General features: G+C 64.5%; 18 protein-coding genes. 3 read left to right on the top strand and 15 right to left on the bottom strand.

Annotation, left to right across the window (positions count from 1 at the left end; genetic code table 11):
* Positions 1-96: 96 nt before the first annotated feature.
* The gene (locus DOD19_RS15990; protein ID WP_024977217.1) at positions 97-474 is read left to right on the top strand and encodes a cupin domain-containing protein; all 378 of its coding nucleotides are present in this window, start codon (positions 97-99) and stop codon (positions 472-474) included.
* Here the strand turns inward: DOD19_RS15990 and DOD19_RS15985 are convergent.
* Together DOD19_RS15985 and DOD19_RS15980 are read right to left on the bottom strand one after the other, a co-directional pair.
* Positions 464-1,222: a TSUP family transporter gene (locus tag DOD19_RS15985; protein WP_112186517.1), complete on the bottom strand. Its 759-nt coding sequence runs from the start codon at positions 1,220-1,222 to the stop codon at positions 464-466. The genes DOD19_RS15990 and DOD19_RS15985 overlap by 11 nt on opposite strands.
* Positions 1,223-1,245: 23 nt before the next feature.
* Positions 1,246-1,683 carry a hypothetical protein gene (locus DOD19_RS15980; protein ID WP_112186515.1) on the bottom strand — a complete coding sequence of 146 codons (438 nt, stop codon included), beginning with the start codon at positions 1,681-1,683 and terminating at the stop codon, positions 1,246-1,248.
* Positions 1,684-1,804: 121 nt separating this feature from the next.
* Here DOD19_RS15980 and DOD19_RS15975 point away from each other — a divergent pair, with 121 nt between their 5' ends.
* Positions 1,805-2,041: a hypothetical protein gene (locus tag DOD19_RS15975; protein WP_112186513.1), complete on the top strand. Its 237-nt coding sequence runs from the start codon at positions 1,805-1,807 to the stop codon at positions 2,039-2,041.
* 246 nt (positions 2,042-2,287) lie between these two features.
* On the opposite strand, the gene DOD19_RS15970 is transcribed toward DOD19_RS15975, so the two are convergent.
* The 9 genes from DOD19_RS15970 to DOD19_RS15930 form a co-directional block, all read right to left on the bottom strand.
* Complete coding sequence (locus DOD19_RS15970) at positions 2,288-3,274, bottom strand: branched-chain amino acid ABC transporter permease (protein WP_024977213.1); 987 nt, start codon at positions 3,272-3,274, stop codon at positions 2,288-2,290.
* A gap of 14 nt (positions 3,275-3,288) precedes the next feature.
* A complete protein-coding gene (locus DOD19_RS15965; protein WP_024977212.1) occupies positions 3,289-4,173 on the bottom strand; it encodes a branched-chain amino acid ABC transporter permease in 885 nt (294 codons plus the stop codon).
* An 83-nt stretch (positions 4,174-4,256) separates the two neighbouring features.
* Positions 4,257-5,465, bottom strand: coding sequence for an ABC transporter substrate-binding protein (locus tag DOD19_RS15960; protein ID WP_024977211.1), 1,209 nt, complete (start codon positions 5,463-5,465; stop codon positions 4,257-4,259).
* Between the two features lie 75 nt (positions 5,466-5,540).
* Positions 5,541-6,281, bottom strand: a complete 741-nt coding sequence (locus tag DOD19_RS15955; protein WP_112186511.1) for an ABC transporter ATP-binding protein — start codon at positions 6,279-6,281, stop codon at positions 5,541-5,543.
* A gap of 103 nt (positions 6,282-6,384) precedes the next feature.
* A complete protein-coding gene (locus DOD19_RS15950; protein WP_024977209.1) occupies positions 6,385-7,155 on the bottom strand; it encodes an ABC transporter ATP-binding protein in 771 nt (256 codons plus the stop codon).
* 245 nt (positions 7,156-7,400) lie between these two features.
* The gene (locus DOD19_RS15945) at positions 7,401-9,035 is read right to left on the bottom strand and encodes a choline dehydrogenase (protein ID WP_024977208.1); all 1,635 of its coding nucleotides are present in this window, start codon (positions 9,033-9,035) and stop codon (positions 7,401-7,403) included.
* Between the two features lie 67 nt (positions 9,036-9,102).
* On the bottom strand, positions 9,103-9,972 hold the full coding sequence (locus DOD19_RS15940; protein WP_024977207.1) for an alpha/beta hydrolase: 870 nt from the start codon (positions 9,970-9,972) through the stop codon (positions 9,103-9,105).
* Between the two features lie 75 nt (positions 9,973-10,047).
* Positions 10,048-10,509 (bottom strand): Cu(I)-responsive transcriptional regulator, encoded by a 462-nt coding sequence (cueR, locus tag DOD19_RS15935; protein ID WP_112186510.1) that lies wholly within the window; start codon positions 10,507-10,509, stop codon positions 10,048-10,050.
* Positions 10,506-12,728, bottom strand: coding sequence for a heavy metal translocating P-type ATPase (locus tag DOD19_RS15930; protein ID WP_112186508.1), 2,223 nt, complete (start codon positions 12,726-12,728; stop codon positions 10,506-10,508). The genes cueR and DOD19_RS15930 overlap by 4 nt, the downstream gene beginning before the upstream one ends.
* 146 nt (positions 12,729-12,874) lie before the next feature.
* Here DOD19_RS15930 and DOD19_RS15925 point away from each other — a divergent pair, with 146 nt between their 5' ends.
* Positions 12,875-13,087: a cation transporter gene (locus DOD19_RS15925; protein ID WP_024977204.1), complete on the top strand. Its 213-nt coding sequence runs from the start codon at positions 12,875-12,877 to the stop codon at positions 13,085-13,087.
* Between the two features lie 65 nt (positions 13,088-13,152).
* Here the strand turns inward: DOD19_RS15925 and DOD19_RS15920 are convergent, their stop codons facing one another.
* From DOD19_RS15920 to DOD19_RS15905, 4 genes are all read right to left on the bottom strand, one after another.
* Positions 13,153-13,872, bottom strand: coding sequence for an OmpW family protein (locus DOD19_RS15920; RefSeq protein ID WP_024977203.1), 720 nt, complete (start codon positions 13,870-13,872; stop codon positions 13,153-13,155).
* Positions 13,873-14,074: 202 nt separating this feature from the next.
* Positions 14,075-15,076, bottom strand: a complete 1,002-nt coding sequence (locus DOD19_RS15915) for a delta(1)-pyrroline-2-carboxylate reductase family protein (protein ID WP_112186506.1) — start codon at positions 15,074-15,076, stop codon at positions 14,075-14,077.
* Positions 15,077-15,111: 35 nt separating this feature from the next.
* The gene (locus DOD19_RS15910) at positions 15,112-15,876 is read right to left on the bottom strand and encodes a lysoplasmalogenase (protein WP_024977201.1); all 765 of its coding nucleotides are present in this window, start codon (positions 15,874-15,876) and stop codon (positions 15,112-15,114) included.
* Positions 15,877-15,969: 93 nt separating this feature from the next.
* Complete coding sequence (locus DOD19_RS15905) at positions 15,970-16,446, bottom strand: Lrp/AsnC family transcriptional regulator (RefSeq protein WP_004628561.1); 477 nt, start codon at positions 16,444-16,446, stop codon at positions 15,970-15,972.
* Between the last annotated feature and the right edge of the window lie 94 nt (positions 16,447-16,540).

Genomic DNA, 16,540 nt, shown 5'->3' with positions numbered 1-16,540 from the left:
CATTAGCCCGCGTGATCGGCGCGATTAGAAAGTTTGGTTGGGAATGCCCGGCGCCCGCCCTTATCTTCAGAGCCTTCCCACACACCGGAGCGCAACATGCTCGCAGGACACGCCGTACAGGTCACGCACGCGCTGGAACAGGTCACGGACTATTGGTCGCCGCGCATTGTCGGCCAGGTCAACGACCAATACATCAAGGTCGCCAAGCTCAAGGGCGAATTCGTCTGGCACGATCATCCGAATGAAGACGAGTTGTTCTTTGTGGTCTACGGCCACCTGAAAATCGCTTTCGAAGACCGCGCCGACGTGCACCTCGGCCCGGGTGAATTCTGTGTCGTGCCGCGCGGTGTGCGTCACTTTCCCGTCGCCGACGAGGAATGCGGAATCATGCTGATTGAGACCGTCACCACGCAGCACACGGGTGACGTCATCACCGAGCGCAGCGTGGCGCTTGAGAAGCAACTCAACGGATGAACGCGTCGTAAGCCGTCTTCAAAATCAGCGCCAACACCACCACGATGAACACCTTGCGCACGAAGCGGCTGCCGTGCCGCAGCGCGAGGTGACTGCCGACCTGATTGCCGGCGACGTTGGCGACAGCCATCACCACGCCGAGCTGCCACCAAACGTGGCCCTTGGCGGCCAACAGCAACAGCGCGGCCACGTTGGTCGCCAAGTTGACGATCTTGGTGGACGCCGACGCGTGCAGAAAGTCGTAACCGAACACGCGCACGAACACGATCATCAGAAAGCTGCCGGTGCCCGGGCCGAACACGCCGTCGTAGAAGCCGATGGCGGCGCCGGCCAGCAGGGCTGCCGCACGCTCGCGCCCGCCCTTTAGGCTCGGGGCATGATCGGCGCCGAGATTCTTCTTGGCGACCGTGTAGACGAGCAGCACGGCCAGCACGAACGGCAGCGCGCGGCGCAGCGGCTCGGCCGGGATATGCATGAGCGCCCACGCGCCCAGCAGCGAAAAGGCAAACGCCGTGACCACGGCCGGCGCCGTCGCGCCCCAGTAGATGCGCACTGTGCGGCCGTAACGCACCGCCGCCGTAGCGGTGCCCGACATCGACGCGACCTTGTTCGTGCCGATCAGCGTAGCGGGCGCGATGTTGGGATACGCCGAGAACAGCGCGGGAATCTGCACCAGGCCGCCGCCACCGGCCACGGCATCGATGAGGCCGGCCAGAAAGCCAGCCACGGCGAGCAAAGCGAATTCCATCAGGAGAAACGAAACGGGAAGGATTAGCCCAACGACTTGGGCGACGGGCGTGCGCTGCGCTGCCAGCAGCCGGATGTATCGGGCGCAAAGCCGAGCGCTGCGGCGGCGTCAGCAGAAAGCGCTGCGGGCGGCAGCAGGACGTGGAGTATGCCATGTGCTCTGGCGTACTCATTCACGGCGGCCAAGGCGGTATCGCGCGTGGCCATGTCACCGGAAAACACCATCACGCCCGCCGGCAACCACGCCACCAAACCGCCCAGCACCAGATGCGGCACGAGCGTGATCGGCGCCACGCCGGCCAACACCTCCCCCATTTCAACCAGAAAACAGGGATGCACACTCGGATGGGCGAGCAGCGTATCAACGGCATGCGCCAACTGCAGCGGCGAGGCAGTCGATGCAATGGCGCCCAGCAGGCGCAGCCGGTCTTCGGGCGTGGCAAGGCGAGTGGAGAGGGTCATGGGCGGCTCTGGCGAAGGCGCCATTGTCATGCAGCGCGCGCATAGGCGTCGACACCGAATGCATTTCTCTTGTGAACGCCCGCGAACCAAAATGGATCGGTCGCCCCACGCGGAGCCCGCCATGGCCGAGCCGACCCATGCCCTCACCCTGCAATTGCTGCAGTCGCTGGCCGAGCGGCCCCGGCCCTATGCCGAAGTGCTGGAAACGTGGCGGACGTCGTGTCCGCGTTTGTCGATATGGGAAGACGCGTGCATCGACGGGCTGGTGGACTGCGCGCCCGGATCTCCACCTGAGTTGCATCTCGTGACGGTCAGCGCCCGGGGCCGGGCGCTATTGGCGGCAAGCGCCACCGGTTGAACGCACAAACTAAAAGGCCCTGCCGGGGATCGCCTGGCAGGGCCTTCATTTATTTTGCATCTCCACCGTACATGCGGTGTGTGCTGTCGTCTCCTCGCTCCCGCCTCATTTATCTCGTGCGAAAACCGTAACGCGACTGTAAAAGATGCACCGCAATGCAGCAACTAGAGCAAACCCTTACGGTGCATGAGGCACCAAGTTCAGTCGCTTGGGTGAAATTCGCCGGCATCTTCGCGCATTGTGGCGTCAACGTCGCAACCAGGGCACGCGAGCCGCGATTTCGCCCATGATGCCCCGGCGGAAGGTCAGCACGCAAATCACGAAGATCGCGCCCGTGACCGTGGTGACCGATTCCCCGAGGATATTGAAGCCGTCGATGCCGGTGGCGCCAGCCAGGAAGCTGCCGATGTCGCCGAGCTTGTTTTCCAGCGCAATCACCAGCGCCGCGCCCAGCAGCGGGCCCGACAGGATACCCAGGCCGCCCACCAGCGTCATCAGGATGACCGAGCCGGACATCGACCAGTGCACGTCGGTGAGCGTCTCGAAGCCCAGCACCAGCGTCTTGAGCGAGCCGGCCAGGCCCGTGAGCGCCGCCGACAGCACGAAGGCCAGCAGCTTGAAACGATCGGTGTCGTAGCCGAGGGACGTGGCGCGCGGCTCGTTCTCCTTGATGGCCTTGAGTATCTGCCCGAACGGCGAGTGGATCGTGCGCACGATCAGCAGAAACGCCAACGCCACGATGACGAGCACAACGTAATACAGCGTCAGATCGGACGACAGATCCAACACGCCGAACAGCTTGCCGCGCGGCACGCCTTGCAGGCCATCTTCACCGCCGGTGAACGGCACCTGCAGACAGAAGAAGTACAGCATCTGCGCCAGCGCCAGCGTGATCATCGCGAAATAGATGCCCTGGCGACGGATGGCCAGCAAGCCGACGATCAAACCAATGAACGCACCCGCCGCGGTGCCGGCCAGCAGCCCCACTTCAGGCGTGACATGCAGGTCGCGCATCATGTAGCCGGCCACGTAGCCCGCGCCGCCAAAGAACGCCGCATGCCCGAACGACAGCAGCCCCGTGTAGCCCAGCAACAGGTTGAATGCGGAGGCAAACAGCGCGAAGCACAGCAGCTTGGCGACGAACACCGGATACGCGCCCACCAGCGGTGCGGCAATCAGCGCAACCAGCAGCAGGCCGTACAGGACGTATTTGAGGGAAGAAGAGTTGGTCATGTTGGCCGCGCCGCTCATTTCTCTTTACCGAACAGGCCCGCCGGACGCACCAGCAGCACCAGCACCATGATCACGAACACCACGGTCGCCGACGCCTGTGGATAAAACACCTTGGTCAGGCCCTCGATCACGCCCAGGCCCAGGCCGGTGATGATCGAACCGAGAATCGACCCCATGCCGCCAATCACCACCACCGCAAACACGGTGATGATCATGCTCTGCCCCATCAGCGGCGAGATCTGGATGACGGGCGCAGCCAGCACGCCAGCAAACGCCGCCAGCGCCACGCCAAAACCGTAGGTGAGCGTGACCATCAGCGGCACGTTCACGCCAAAGGCTTCGACCAGCTTCGGGTTCTCCGTGCCGGCGCGCAGGTAGGCGCCCAGCTTGGTCTTTTCGATCATGAACCACGTGGCGAAGCACACCGCCAGCGACGCCACCACCACCCACGCGCGATAGTTGGGCAGCATCATGAAGCCGAGGTCGGTGGCACCCTGCAGCAATTCGGGGGTGTCGTACGGCAGGCCCGACACGCCGTAAATGGCGCGAAACACGCCCTCGATGACGAGCGTCACACCCAGCGTGAGCAGCAGGCCATAGAGATGGTCCAGCTTGTAGATGAAACGCAGCAGCGTACGTTCGATCACCATGCCCAGCAGACCGATCACCAGCGGCGAGAGCACCAGCATGGCCCAGTACGGCACGCCCAGGTACGAGAAGCCCATCCACGTGAGCACCGCGCCAAGCATGAACAACGCGCCGTGCGCAAAATTGATGACGTTGAGCAGCCCGAAGATGACCGCAAGGCCGAGGCTCAACATCGCATAGAAGGAACCGTTGACCAGACCCAGCAGCAATTGGCTGAGCATGGCCGGTAGCGGAACGCCGAAGATTTCCATCGCGGTCAGGAAGAGAACACCACACCAACAACGTTGATGACGCCGCCATCCACACGGACAGCGGCGCCGGATTGCCTACGCTTTTACTTCTTCATCAGCGAACACTTCGATTCGGCCGGGGTGGTGAAGGCCTGTTCGCCCGGGATCGTGGCCACGACCTTCAGGTAGTCCCACGGCTTCTTCGATTCGGCCGGCGTCTTCACCTGCAGCAGGTACATATCGTGGATGCCGCGGCCGTCCTGGCGGATGTAGCCCTTCGTGTAGAAGTCGTCGATCTTGGTCTTCTTGAGCTGCGCGATGACCTTGTCCGGATCATCCGTGCCGGCAGCCGCCACGGCCTTGATGTAGTTCGACACCGCCGAATAGTCTGCGGCCTGCAAGCTGCTTGGCATCTTCTTCATCTTCATGAAGTAGCGGTTGGCGAACTTGCGCGTGGCGTCGTTCATGTCCCAGTACCAGCTGTCGGTCATCAGCAGGCCTTCGGCCGTCTGCAGGCCCAGGCTGTGCACGTCGTTGATGAACATCAGCAGGCCGGCGATCTTCATCGTCTTGGTGATGCCGAATTCCTTGGCCGCCTTGATCGAGTTGATCGTGTCGCCGCCAGCGTTGGCCAGGCCCAGGATCTGCGCCTTGGATGCCTGTGCCTGCAGAAGGTACGACGAGAAGTCCGACGCCGACAGCGGGTGCTTGACCGAACCCACCACCGTGCCGCCGTTGGCCTTGACCACGGCCGTCGTGTCGTTTTCCAGCGAGTGGCCGAAGGCGTAATCGGCGGTCAGGAAGAACCACGACTTGCCGCCCTGCTTGACCACCGCGCTGCCCGTGCCCTTGGCCAGGGCCACCGTGTCATACGCATAGTGGATCGTGTACGGCGTGCACTCTTCGTTGGTCAAGCGCGCCGTGCCGGCACCGATGTCGATGAACACGCGCTTCTTCTCGGAAGCCACCTTGTTCATGGCCAGGCCCGTGGCGGAGTTCGTGCCGCCCAGCAGCATGTCCAGGCCTTGCTGATCCATCCATTCGCGCGCCTTCGAAGCGGCAATGTCGGCCTTGTTCTGATGGTCCGCCGTCACCAGTTCGATCGGCTTGCCGAGCACCTTGCCGCCCGCATCCTCGATCGCCATCTTGACCGCCTCGACACCACCCTGCCCGTCGATGTCGGCATACAGACCCGAGAGATCGGTGATGTAGCCAATCTTCACCTTGTCGCCGCTCACCTGTGCGTGCGCGCCGAATGCCGCCGCGCCCAGCCCCACCGCCATCAATGCACCAGCCAGCTTCTTGAGTGTCATGGTCTTGTCTCCTGTGTCGTACGCGCCGCGGATCACGCTGGCGCAAGGGTCTTGCAAATCGATCGGGAAAACGCCTTAAACGCCGAGCAGCTCGTGCAGCACCGGCATCTTGTCCTGCAACTGCGCCGCTTCGAAGCGCTCGACGATGCGGCCGTGTTCCATCACATAGAAGCGGTCTGCCAGCGGCGCGGCAAAGCGGAAGTTCTGCTCCACCATCACCACCGTGTAGCCACGCTTCTTGAGCATCAGGATCATGCGGGCCAGCGCCTGCACGATCACCGGGGCCAGTCCTTCGGAAATCTCATCGAGCAGCAGCAGGTTCGCGCCGGTGCGCAAGATGCGCCCCACCGCCAGCATCTGTTGCTCGCCCCCCGACAGGCGCGTGCCCTGGCTCTGGCGGCGCTCGGCCAGGTTCGGGAACATCTCGTAGATCTCGTCGATGCTCATGCCGGCATTGCCGGTCTTGGCCACCTGGCCCTTCAATACCGGCGGCAGCATCAGGTTCTCTTCGCACGAGAGGCTCGAGAAAATGCCGCGCTCTTCGGGGCAGTAGCCGATGCCGCAATGGGCGATCTTGTGCGTGGGCAGGTCGATCGTTTCTACCCCATGGCCGCTCGCGTCATGCACGACGATGGAGCCCTTGCGCGTGCCCACCAGGCCCATGATGGCGCGCAGCGTGGTGGTGCGGCCCGCGCCATTGCGGCCGAGCAGCGTGACGACCTCGCCGCGGTTCACGGTCAGGTCGACACCATGCAGGATGTGCGATTCGCCGTACCAGGCGTGCAGGTCCTTGATCTGGAGCGCGGGCGTGCTCATGCAGTGTTCTCGTGTGTTCGGGTCTAGCGTTCGCTTACGTTTGATACGCGGCATGCAGCCGCGTCGCGTGATCGATCAGCGTCGATCAGTGGCCTCAATGGGCTCAATGGCCTTCCAGCGCCGCATCGGCGGTGCCCATATAGGCTTCCATCACCTGCGGGTTCTTCGAGACGTCTTCGTACGGGCCTTCGGCCAGGATCTGGCCGCGCTGCAGCACCGTGATCTTGTCGGCGATGGACGAGACCACGTTCATGTTGTGTTCGACCATCAGGATCGTGCGGCCCTGCGCGACGCGCTTGATCAGCTCCGTTACACGGTCCACGTCTTCGTGGCCCATGCCCTGCGTGGGCTCGTCGAGCAGCATCAGCTCGGGCTCCATCGCCAGCGTGGTGGCAATTTCCAGCGCGCGCTTGCGGCCGTAGGGCAGCTCCACCGTCACGGTGTGCGCGAACTGCGTCAGGCCCACCTGTTCGAGCAGCTCCATCGCCCGCGTATTCAACGTGTTGAGCGACTGCTCGCTGCGCCAGAATGCGTACGCCGTACCGAGCTGCCGCTGCAAACCAACGCGAACGTTTTCCATCACCGTCAGATGCGGAAACACGGCGGAGATCTGGAACGAGCGGATCACGCCGCGGCGCGCGATCTGCGCCGGCTTTTCCGAGGTGATATCGACGCCGTTGAACAGAATCGTGCCGCGCGTGGGCACCAGGAATTTGGTCAGCAGGTTGAAACAGGTCGTCTTGCCGGCGCCGTTCGGGCCGATGAGCGCATGGATGGACCCACGCTGCACGCGCAGGTTGACGTCGGACACGGCGGTAAAGCCTTTGAAGCCCTTGGTCAGTCCACGCGTTTCGAGAATGATGTCCTGCGCCATGATTCCCTCTTGTCTCCCGCCCTTTTTATGGTGCGGATGATTGTCAACGGCTGTTGCGTTGCAAAACATCGGGGTTTTTACCGAGACGATTACACCCCGCTTACGCCCCGGAAACCCGCACCGGTATTGGCTTTCCGCCTCACAGGAGGGAGTTACGTAGAGTTACCTATCGGGGCAATGCGGATTGCGTATTCATATGACACGGGCGGTGTGTCACGCCCGTGTCATCGGTATCGGAACCGGCGTCAGGCTGGCAGGGCCTCGCCGCGGGCACGGGCCTTGCGCGCGGCACGGATCATCTCGCTCGCCTTCTCCGCAATCATGATCGTCGGTGAGTTGGTATTGCCCGAGGTAATCGTCGGCATGACGGACGCGTCGACCACCCGCAGCCCTTCGATGCCGCGCACCCGCAGTTGGGCGTCGACCACCGCGTTTGCATCATCGGCGCGCCCCATGCGGCACGTGCCGACCGGGTGGAAGATGGTCGTGCCGATCTCGCCGGCGGCGCGGGCGAGATCCTCGTCGGTTTGAAACCTCGCGCCGGGCAGGTACTCCTCGGGCTTGTATTGCGCCAAGGCCGGCTGTGCAACGATGCGGCGCGTGAGGCGCAGCGAATCGGCCGCGACCTTGCGGTCTTCCTCTGTGGACAAGTAGTTCGGGGCGATGCTCGGCGCAGCAAACGGGTCGGCAGACGTGACATGCACCGTGCCGCGCGAGGTCGGTCGCAGGTTGCACACGCTCGCGGTAAACGCATTGAACGCGTGCAGCGGATCGCCAAACTTGTCGAGCGAAAGCGGCTGCACGTGATACTCCACGTCGGGCCGCGACACGTGCGGATTCGAGCGCGCGAACACGCCCAGCTGCGACGGCGCCATGCTCATCGGCCCGCTCTGGTTGAACGCGTATTGCATGCCGATGAGCGCCTTGCCCCACCATTTGGAAGCGCGCGTGTTGAGGGTGGGCACGCCGTTCACCTTGACCACGCTGCGCAATTGCAGATGGTCCTGCAGGTTTTCTCCCACACCCGGCAATGCCTGGCGCACCGGAATGCCAAGCGCTTGCAGACGCTCGGGCTGGCCGATGCCCGCCAGCTCCAGCAACTGCGGCGAGTTGATCGCGCCAGCCGAAAGAATCACCTCTTCGCGCGCGGCCACCGTGTAGTCCTGCCCGGCCCCGCGATACGTCACGCCGGTGCAGCGCTTGCCGTCAAACGTCAGCGCCCGCACTTGCGCACCCGTGACGATCGTCAGGTTCGGCCGCTGCGATGCCGGGCGCAGAAAACCCTTGGCGGTGTTCCAACGAATGCCGCGCTTCTGGTTGACCTCGAAGTAGCCGACGCCGAAGTTGTCGCCGCGGTTGAAGTCACTCGTGCGCGGAATGCCCGCCTGCACGGCCGCCTCGATGAAAGTCTCCAGCACCTGCCAGTGCAGGCGTTGCGGCTCGACCCGCCATTCGCCGTTCGCGCCGTGCCATGCGTTCGCGCCGCCGTGATGGTTCTCGCTGGCCTTGAACAGTGGCAGCACGGCATCCCACTTCCATGAATCGTCACCGGTGATGGCGGCCCAGCCGTCGTAATCCTCGCGCTGGCCGCGCATGTAGATCATCCCGTTGATCGACGAGCACCCACCCAGCACACGGCCACGCGGGTAGCCGAGCGATCGGCCGTTCAGGCCGGGTTCTTCGCGCGTGCGATAGAGCCAATCAGTGCGCGGGTTGCCGATGCAATACAGATAGCCCACGGGGATGTGGATCCAGTGGTAATCGTCCTTGCCGCCCGCTTCCAGCAGCAGCACGGAGACGTCGGGGTCGCGGGTCAAACGGTTGGCGAGGACGCAGCCTGCGGACCCTGCGCCGATGATGATGTAGTCGTAGGTTTCCATGTCTCCGTGCTTCTTTTCCTTGGTGTTATTGGTTTTTATTGTTGTGGTGCAACCAACTCACTTCAAATCAAATCCGCGAAGCCAACCACTCCGTCATCTTCCCAAACACCTCACTACGCAGCGGTTCTGCTTCGTTGAAGATCTCGTGATAGCCCTTGTCGAACCACGCCAAGGTCCGCAGATCCTCAGGCGCATTCGCATAGAAATCCCGGCTGCCTGACGGATCGACAATCGAATCCGCGCCACCGGCCATCAGCAGCATCGGCGCTTCCAGGCGCGGCGCATCCTGCTGCGCCTGCGTGATCGCATTGAGCATGAACTCCAGCAATGATGCGCTGATTGTGCCCTGCACCAGCGGGTCCGCTCGATAGGCCGGCGCGACGCTCGGGTCATGCGAGAGCTTGGCCGGGTCCACGGGATTGGGCACCGCCAGCTTGGGCGCCAGCGCAGAAAGAACGCCACGCACGATGCCCGCCCCGGGCGGCAGTTTCACGCGCAGCGCGGGCGATGACAGCAGCACGCCACGCACGGGCCGGATGCGCGCAGTGGTGAAGCGCGCGACGATCAATCCGCCCATGCTGTGCCCGAGCACAAACGGCATCTCGTGCCATTCGGCGACGGCCGCGTCGATGATTTCTGCGAGATCGGTGAGGTAGTTGTCTTGCGCGTCGAGCGCCATGCGCGGGCCGCCGCTCTTGCCGTGGCCGCGCAGGTCGAAAGCCCGTACGCGCAGGCCCAGGTCGGTGAGCACCTTGGCCACATGCGGATAGCGGCCGCTGTGTTCCGCCATGCCGTGGACGAGGATGACGGTGCCACGCGGTGTGCCCATGTCGGGCTCGGGCAACCAGGTGCGGACCAGCAGTTCAGTGCCGTCCTTCATGCGCTGGCGCGTTTCCAGTGCTTGATGGGCGATGGCCTGAGCGGGGGCTTGCGTCATCGGCGTCTCCTCCTTGGGTTGCCAGATTGTGGCATAGACGCCGCCTGTCGCAATCCGCGTCAGTAGAGCGGCCCGTCAGTGACAGCAGGCGTTGGTGTCGCCGCCTTGACCATCCTCGCCGGCCACGCCCTGGAGGATCGGGCAATCGGGGCGATCATCACCGTGGCACGCATTGGCGAGCGTCATGAGCGTATCGCGCATGCTCTGCAGCTCGCTGATGCGCGCGTCGAGATCCGCCACGTGGCGCAGGGTGACGGCCTTTACATCGGCGCTGGCGCGTTCGCGGTCGTTCCATAGCGAAAGCAGCGTGCGAATCTCTTCCAGCGAGAAGCCCAGCGAGCGCGACCTGTGGATAAAGCGCAGCACGTGCACCGCCCGCGCGTCGTACATGCGGTAGTTGCCTTCGGTGCGCGGGCTGGGCGGCAGCAGGCCAATGCTTTCGTAGTAGCGGATCATCTTGGCCGACACGCCACTGGCCTTCGCGGCCTCGCCAATGTTGACGGGGCCTTGGGTCTCGTTGAGGTCCGTGCGCGTCATGCGTTGTCTCCGGTGGCGCGCCAGCGGCGCAGCATCAGCGCATTGGTGACCACGCTCACGCTGGAGAACGCCATGGCCGCGCCGGCAAAGGTGGGGTTCAGCAAGCCGAATGCCGCCAGCGGAATGCCCACCACGTTATAGACGAAGGCCCAGAACAGGTTCTGCCGAATCTTGGCGACGGTGCGGCGCGACAGGTCCAGCGCGTCGCCCACCAGACGCGGCTCACCACGCATGAGGGTGATACCGGCGGCTTGCATCGCCACATCTGTGCCCGTGGCCATGGCGATGCCGACATCGGCCGCCGCCAGCGCAGGCGCATCGTTGATGCCATCGCCCACCATCGCAACCACATGGCCGCTCTGCTGCCACGCCGTCACGCGCGCGGCCTTGTCTTGCGGCAGCACTTGCGCAGCCACTTCGTCGATCCCCAATGCCTGGGCCACGCTGCGCGCGGCGCCTGCATTGTCGCCCGTCACGAGCGCGGTACGCACACCACGCGCCTGCAAGGCGGCCACGGCATCCCGGGCACCGGGCTTGAGTGCATCGCCAAACGCGATCAGGCCACGCAGTTGCACGCCGCCTTCATCACGCTGCGCGAGCCACGAGACGGTATTGCCTTGTGCTTCCAGCGCATCGGCACGCGCTTGCAATGCACTGCGATCCAGCCCCAGTTCATCCATCCACCGCGCATTGCCGAGTTGCAGCGATGCGCCATTCACGATGCCGCGCGTGCCGCGTCCGGCCAACACTTCCGGCGATTGCGCGGGCGTGATTGTGCGGCCCTGCTCCTCGGCATAGTCGCGCGTGGCCTGCGCAAGCGGATGCGTGTTCTCGGCCTGCAGCGCGGCAAGCTGATCGAGCAGCGTGTCGGCGCCGATGCCGGATGCCGCTTCGACCGCCGTCACGCGCGGCTTACCGACGGTGAGCGTGCCCGTCTTGTCGAAGACGACGAAATCCACCTGCTGTGCGCGCTCCAGCGCCTGCGCATCGGCAATCAGGATGCCGCGCCGCGCACCAGCACCGGTGCCCGCCATGATGGCGGACGGCGTGGCAAGACCCAGCGCACATGGGCAGGCAATCACCAGTACGGCCACGGCGTTGACGATGGCCGTCTCCCACCCTGCACCGGCGATGGTCCAAGCGGCCAGCGTGAGCAACGCCGCCACCAGCACCGCCGGCACAAAGATCGCGCTTACGCGGTCGACCAGTTGCTGGATCGGCGGCTTGGCGGCCTGCGCGTCTTCCACGAGGCGGATGATGCGCGAGAGCATGGTGTCTGCGCCGATCGCCGTGGTGCGCACAAGCAGCACGCCATCGGTGGCGATGGCGCCGGCAGTCACGCGGTCGCCTTCGCGCTTGGGCACGGGCAGGCTTTCGCCGGTCAGCATGGATTCATCGACGTGGCTTGCGCCTTCCAGCACCACGGCATCCACGGGGATGCGTTCCCCGGCACGCACAGACACCACATCGCCCACGCGCACCTGGGCCACGGCGATATCGCGCAGCGTGCCATCGGCGCCACGCACGCGAGCGGTATCGGGGCGCAGTGCCTGCAGCGCCCGGATAGCCTGCGCGGTCTGGCGCTTGGCACGCACTTCCAGCCACTTGCCAAGCCGTACCAGCGTAATGACCACGGCTGCGCTTTCGAAGTACAAGTGCGGCTCATGGTGCATCCCGTCCGCTCCCGCGCGCGCCCACAGCCACAGCGACAACCCATACGCCGCCGACGTGCCGAGCGCGACCAGCAGATCCATATTGCCGGCACCCGCGCGCACCGCCTTCCAGCCCGCTTTATAGAAGCGCGCGCCAATCACGAACTGCACCGGCGTCGCCAAGAGCCATTGCGCCCAGGCGGGCAACATCCAGTCACCGCCGAACCACCCCGCGATCATCGGCAATACGAGCGGCACGGAGAGTGCGGCGGCAATCCACACGGGGCCGGCACCTTCCCAAAAGTCGGGTTGCGCAGCAGAGGGAGCGGCGGTTTCATCGGAAGCGACGCGCGCCTCATAGCCGGCGCCCATCACAGCGGCAATCAGTGCATCGCTGGCGGCACCGCCCTGCACGCGAGCGCGCTCGGTCGCGAGATTCACGCTGGCGTCGCTCACGCCAGGCACGGCGCGCAAGGCACGTTCGACACGGCCTGCACAGGCGGCACACGTCATCCCGCTGATATCGAGATCGGTGGAGGTCACGTCGGCAAGGCTGGCGGCGGTCATGGAAGCGTCCGTTCTAAAGAAGATGGCATCAGCCTAGACCTTCCCATCTTGGTAAGGTCAAGCCCGCATTTTACGCTTGCGTTTCCAACGATGGGAAGGTTCATACTTCTCTCGTGATTCTCTCTTCCCTCTTTCAGGAGCAAACCATGACGACGTCTTCCACGACCTTTTCCGTGAGTGGCATGAGCTGCGGCCATTGTGTGTCAGCCGTCACGCGTGCGGTGCAGCAGGTCGATGCCGGTGCCAATGTGAAGGTGGACCTGGATAAGCAGACCGTTGCCGTCACCAGCGGGGCCAGCACCGACGCGGTCAAGGCCGCCATCGAGCAAGCCGGCTATCCGGTCAAAGCCTCCGCCTGAAGCCTGTGCGGGCAACAAAAAAGGCGTGCCGCTGTGGCACGCCTTTTTGTTTGCGCGGAAACCGCTCAGAAGCGGTAGCCGACGTTCAGGAAGGTCACGACCGGGTTGATCTTGATCTTCGCTTCGCTCACAACGTGGACACCGGTGGCCGTCGTGCTGTCGATCGTTGCCGTCGTCTTCAGCGGCAGATACGACACCGACAGGCCAACGAACCAGTCCTTGGTGATGGCGTAAGTAGCACCCACGTTCAGCACCGGGTTCAACGAACCGTCGGTCGACACGTTGCTCTTGCTGCCCGGGCCCGCCAGCTTCGTCTGGAAGGCGCTGTTCGTGATCTTCTCGTCGGAGAACCACGTGTAGTTCAGGCCCAGGCCGACATACGGGCGGAACTTGGTGTCGGCGTTGAAGAAGTACCACTTCGCCAGCACGGCCGGGCTCCATTGCTTGGCCGAGCCGATTTCGCCGTAACCCGACAGCGCGCCGGTGCCTTCGATCTTGTGGCGGGGCGGAATGCCGCCGACCAGTTCAACGGCGATGTTGTCGGTAAAGAAGTGCGTGAAGGCGAGACCAACGGTATCGGCTTCCTGGATCTTGGCGCCGGTGCCGGACTGCGATTGATTCACCGGCATCCCGCCGATGCTCTTCACCAATAGCGGGTCGCTCGAGCTGTTCGGCATCACGCGGAACCAGCCGAGGCTGACGATGTTGCTGCCGGCAGCCTGTGCGTGCGCGGCGGTGGCGAGGATCATCCCGGCGGCGGCCGCCAGTGCTTTTTTATAGGCCATCTCTGTATGTGCTCCTGTGTCAGACGCATCCGATGCAGACGGTTGAACCGTTTGCGGTGCGTTCTAAGTCTCCTCCCAGGCGGAAGGGATGGCCATTATCCCGTCTGATTGCCTTGGCTAGAACCCTTTTTCTAGAGGTTTCCTGTTACAGGCAACGCGCCAGATCAGCCTGCAGCGGGCGTCTTCAGCACATGCTCAGTTTTTAAACAGACTTGGACTTGGACAGGGCGAGCACGCACGCGGCCAGATCCCACAGGGCATTGCCAATGCTTTTGAAGACCACTGGCGACACCGGCGCGGGCTGCGCCAGCGTGTCCGGCGGCGTATCCACGCACTGTTGTAACGGCCGCACACGCGACCACGGCACGCCGGCCTGCAGCAGGTCGCCGGCTTCGGCTTCCAGGTCGACCAGGGTATCGGCGTACAGCCGGTCGACCGCAGCGGCATGCACGCACAAGCGCGGCGGAAGCTCAGCCATGTCGGGCCGGAACGCGCCAACGGCGGCGATGAAGTGGTGGGCGCCCCACGCATAGCCGGCAGGGTGGCTCGGGTCGCCCAAATCCGGCAGCACCGGTTGCGATGACGGCGTGGCGGTAATGACCAGAGGCGTCTGCGGCAACACCGCACGGGCAGCATCTGCCACGCCGGCCGCATCGCCACCCGCCAGCGCGGTGGCATCCATGCCGAGCGCGCGGGCGTACCCCGCCAGCCCATCCGCGCTGGCAGCCGTGCGCGCGATGATCGTGACGCGCCGTGTGCCCAGCCCGAAGCGAAAGGCTTCCAGATGCGCGCGTGCCTGGGCCCCGGCGCCGATCAGCAACAAATCCCCGGCCGGCTCAGGCGCCAGCAAGCGCGCCGCCAGCAATGACACAGCGGCTGTGCGGTGTGCGGTGACAGTCGGGCCATCCAGCATGAGCCGGCGCTCGCCGGTGCGGGCGTCCATCACCACCACCTCGCCGTGAATGGCAGCCAAGCCCCGGGCGGGGTTGTGCGGGTGCACGGTGATCATCTTGGTGACGGCGATGTCGGCATTGGACGCCGGCATCAGCAGCAAACTGCCACCATCAGCCACCGGCATCACAAGCCGTGCGGGCGCCTGGGCACGGCCCGCGCGCGCATCGCGCAACACTTGGGCGATGGCATCGGCCAACGCGGCATACGGCAAGCGGGCCGCCGTGGTGGCAGCGTCGAGGGTCTGCAGCATGGAGCTCCCGCAGCGGAGGAAACGTCGGACGGACCTTATGCCGCGGCGCGGCGCGCGGGGGGCGTGCGGCGCGTAAGCAAGCCGGCGCTGATAAGGAGCTGGGCGGCAGCGTAGCTCCACCAGATCGCCAGCTCGTGATCAGTAAACGGGAAGACGAACACGCTGATGCCGATCATGGCGTCGGAAGCCGCAAAGGCGAGTGCGCCCCAAGCCGTCAGCGGCCCAGGCAGGCGCGCCAGCAATGCCGCGCACACCATCGCCGAGAGCACCAGCATGTAGACGATCACGGGCCCCTTCAACTCGCCCAGGCCCGGCCAGTACCACAGCAACATGCCGATGGCCACGCCGATCATCACGCCGACGCCAATCATGCGGATGGCCGACGACGCCCCACGCAACCCCACCAGCACCCGCAGGTAACACAAGTGCGCCAGCAGGAAACAGCCCAGCCCCGCCATGAACGAGAACGCCAGCCACGGTAGCGCAAGCCATAGATCGCCGAGTGCGGAGAACACCATCGCGCCGATCAGCCAGCGCCGCTCGCGCGGAATCTCGTGCTGCGAGGCGGCGCGCGCCAGCAGCAGCGCCATCAGCATTTTCCAAAGCGGCTGCGCAACGATGCGGCCCACCAGCGGCGTGCCGGGTGGCACTTCGACGGCCACCATGGTCAGCATGCCGCCGTAGGTGACGCCTGCCACTGCAGCAGCCACCCACCACGCGCGAACCCGTGCCGGCATGCCGTAGCCGCCTGACAGATGCGCCGGCGCGTGCACCGGATGCGTGGTGTGTCCCTCAACCATCGTGGTCTCCCGCCCAAGACAGGCGTTTCATATCAGCAAAGTGATGTCGGCTTGCAGCGTGACACGCCGTGCACCCTGGCGCAAGGCGCGAGTCTACCCACCAAGGTGGGATAGCGGCAACGCGCCATCCCGCTTCAAGGCCGTCAGAACGATATTGGAACGCACGTTGTCCACACCCGGCACGCGCATCAGCTTGCGCATGACGAATTCCGACAGCGCGGGCAGATCGGGCACCACCACACGCAGCATGTAGTCGGCGTCGCCGGCCACGGAATAGCACTCCTGCACCGCGTCGAGCAGGCTGATCTCTTCGTGAAAGCGTTCGACGATGGCGTCGCCGTGGTGCGCGAGCTTGACGCTGGCAAACACCGTCACGCCCAATCCCAGCCCCGTCGGCGAAAGCACCACCCGGTAGCCCTCGATCACGCCTTCCGATTCAAGCCGCGCGAGGCGCCGCCCGACCTGGCTGGCCGACAGGTGAACCTGCTCCGAGAGCTGCTGATGCGTCGCACGCCCATCGCGCTGAAGGGCCGCCAGCAGGGCCAGATCGAAGGTATCGAGCGAAATCATGCACATCTCCTGCATTGATAGACTGCATTCTGCACGATTTCCGCAAACAATACGCAATGGGTGGTGGTTTTGCGGCCAACCCGCGTGGGCGCGC

It is taken from the genome of Ralstonia sp. GX3-BWBA (assembly GCF_003290055.1).
Classification (GTDB): Bacteria; Pseudomonadota; Gammaproteobacteria; order Burkholderiales; family Burkholderiaceae; genus Ralstonia; species Ralstonia holmesii.
This window is presented reverse-complemented; position numbering and strand designations above follow the sequence as displayed.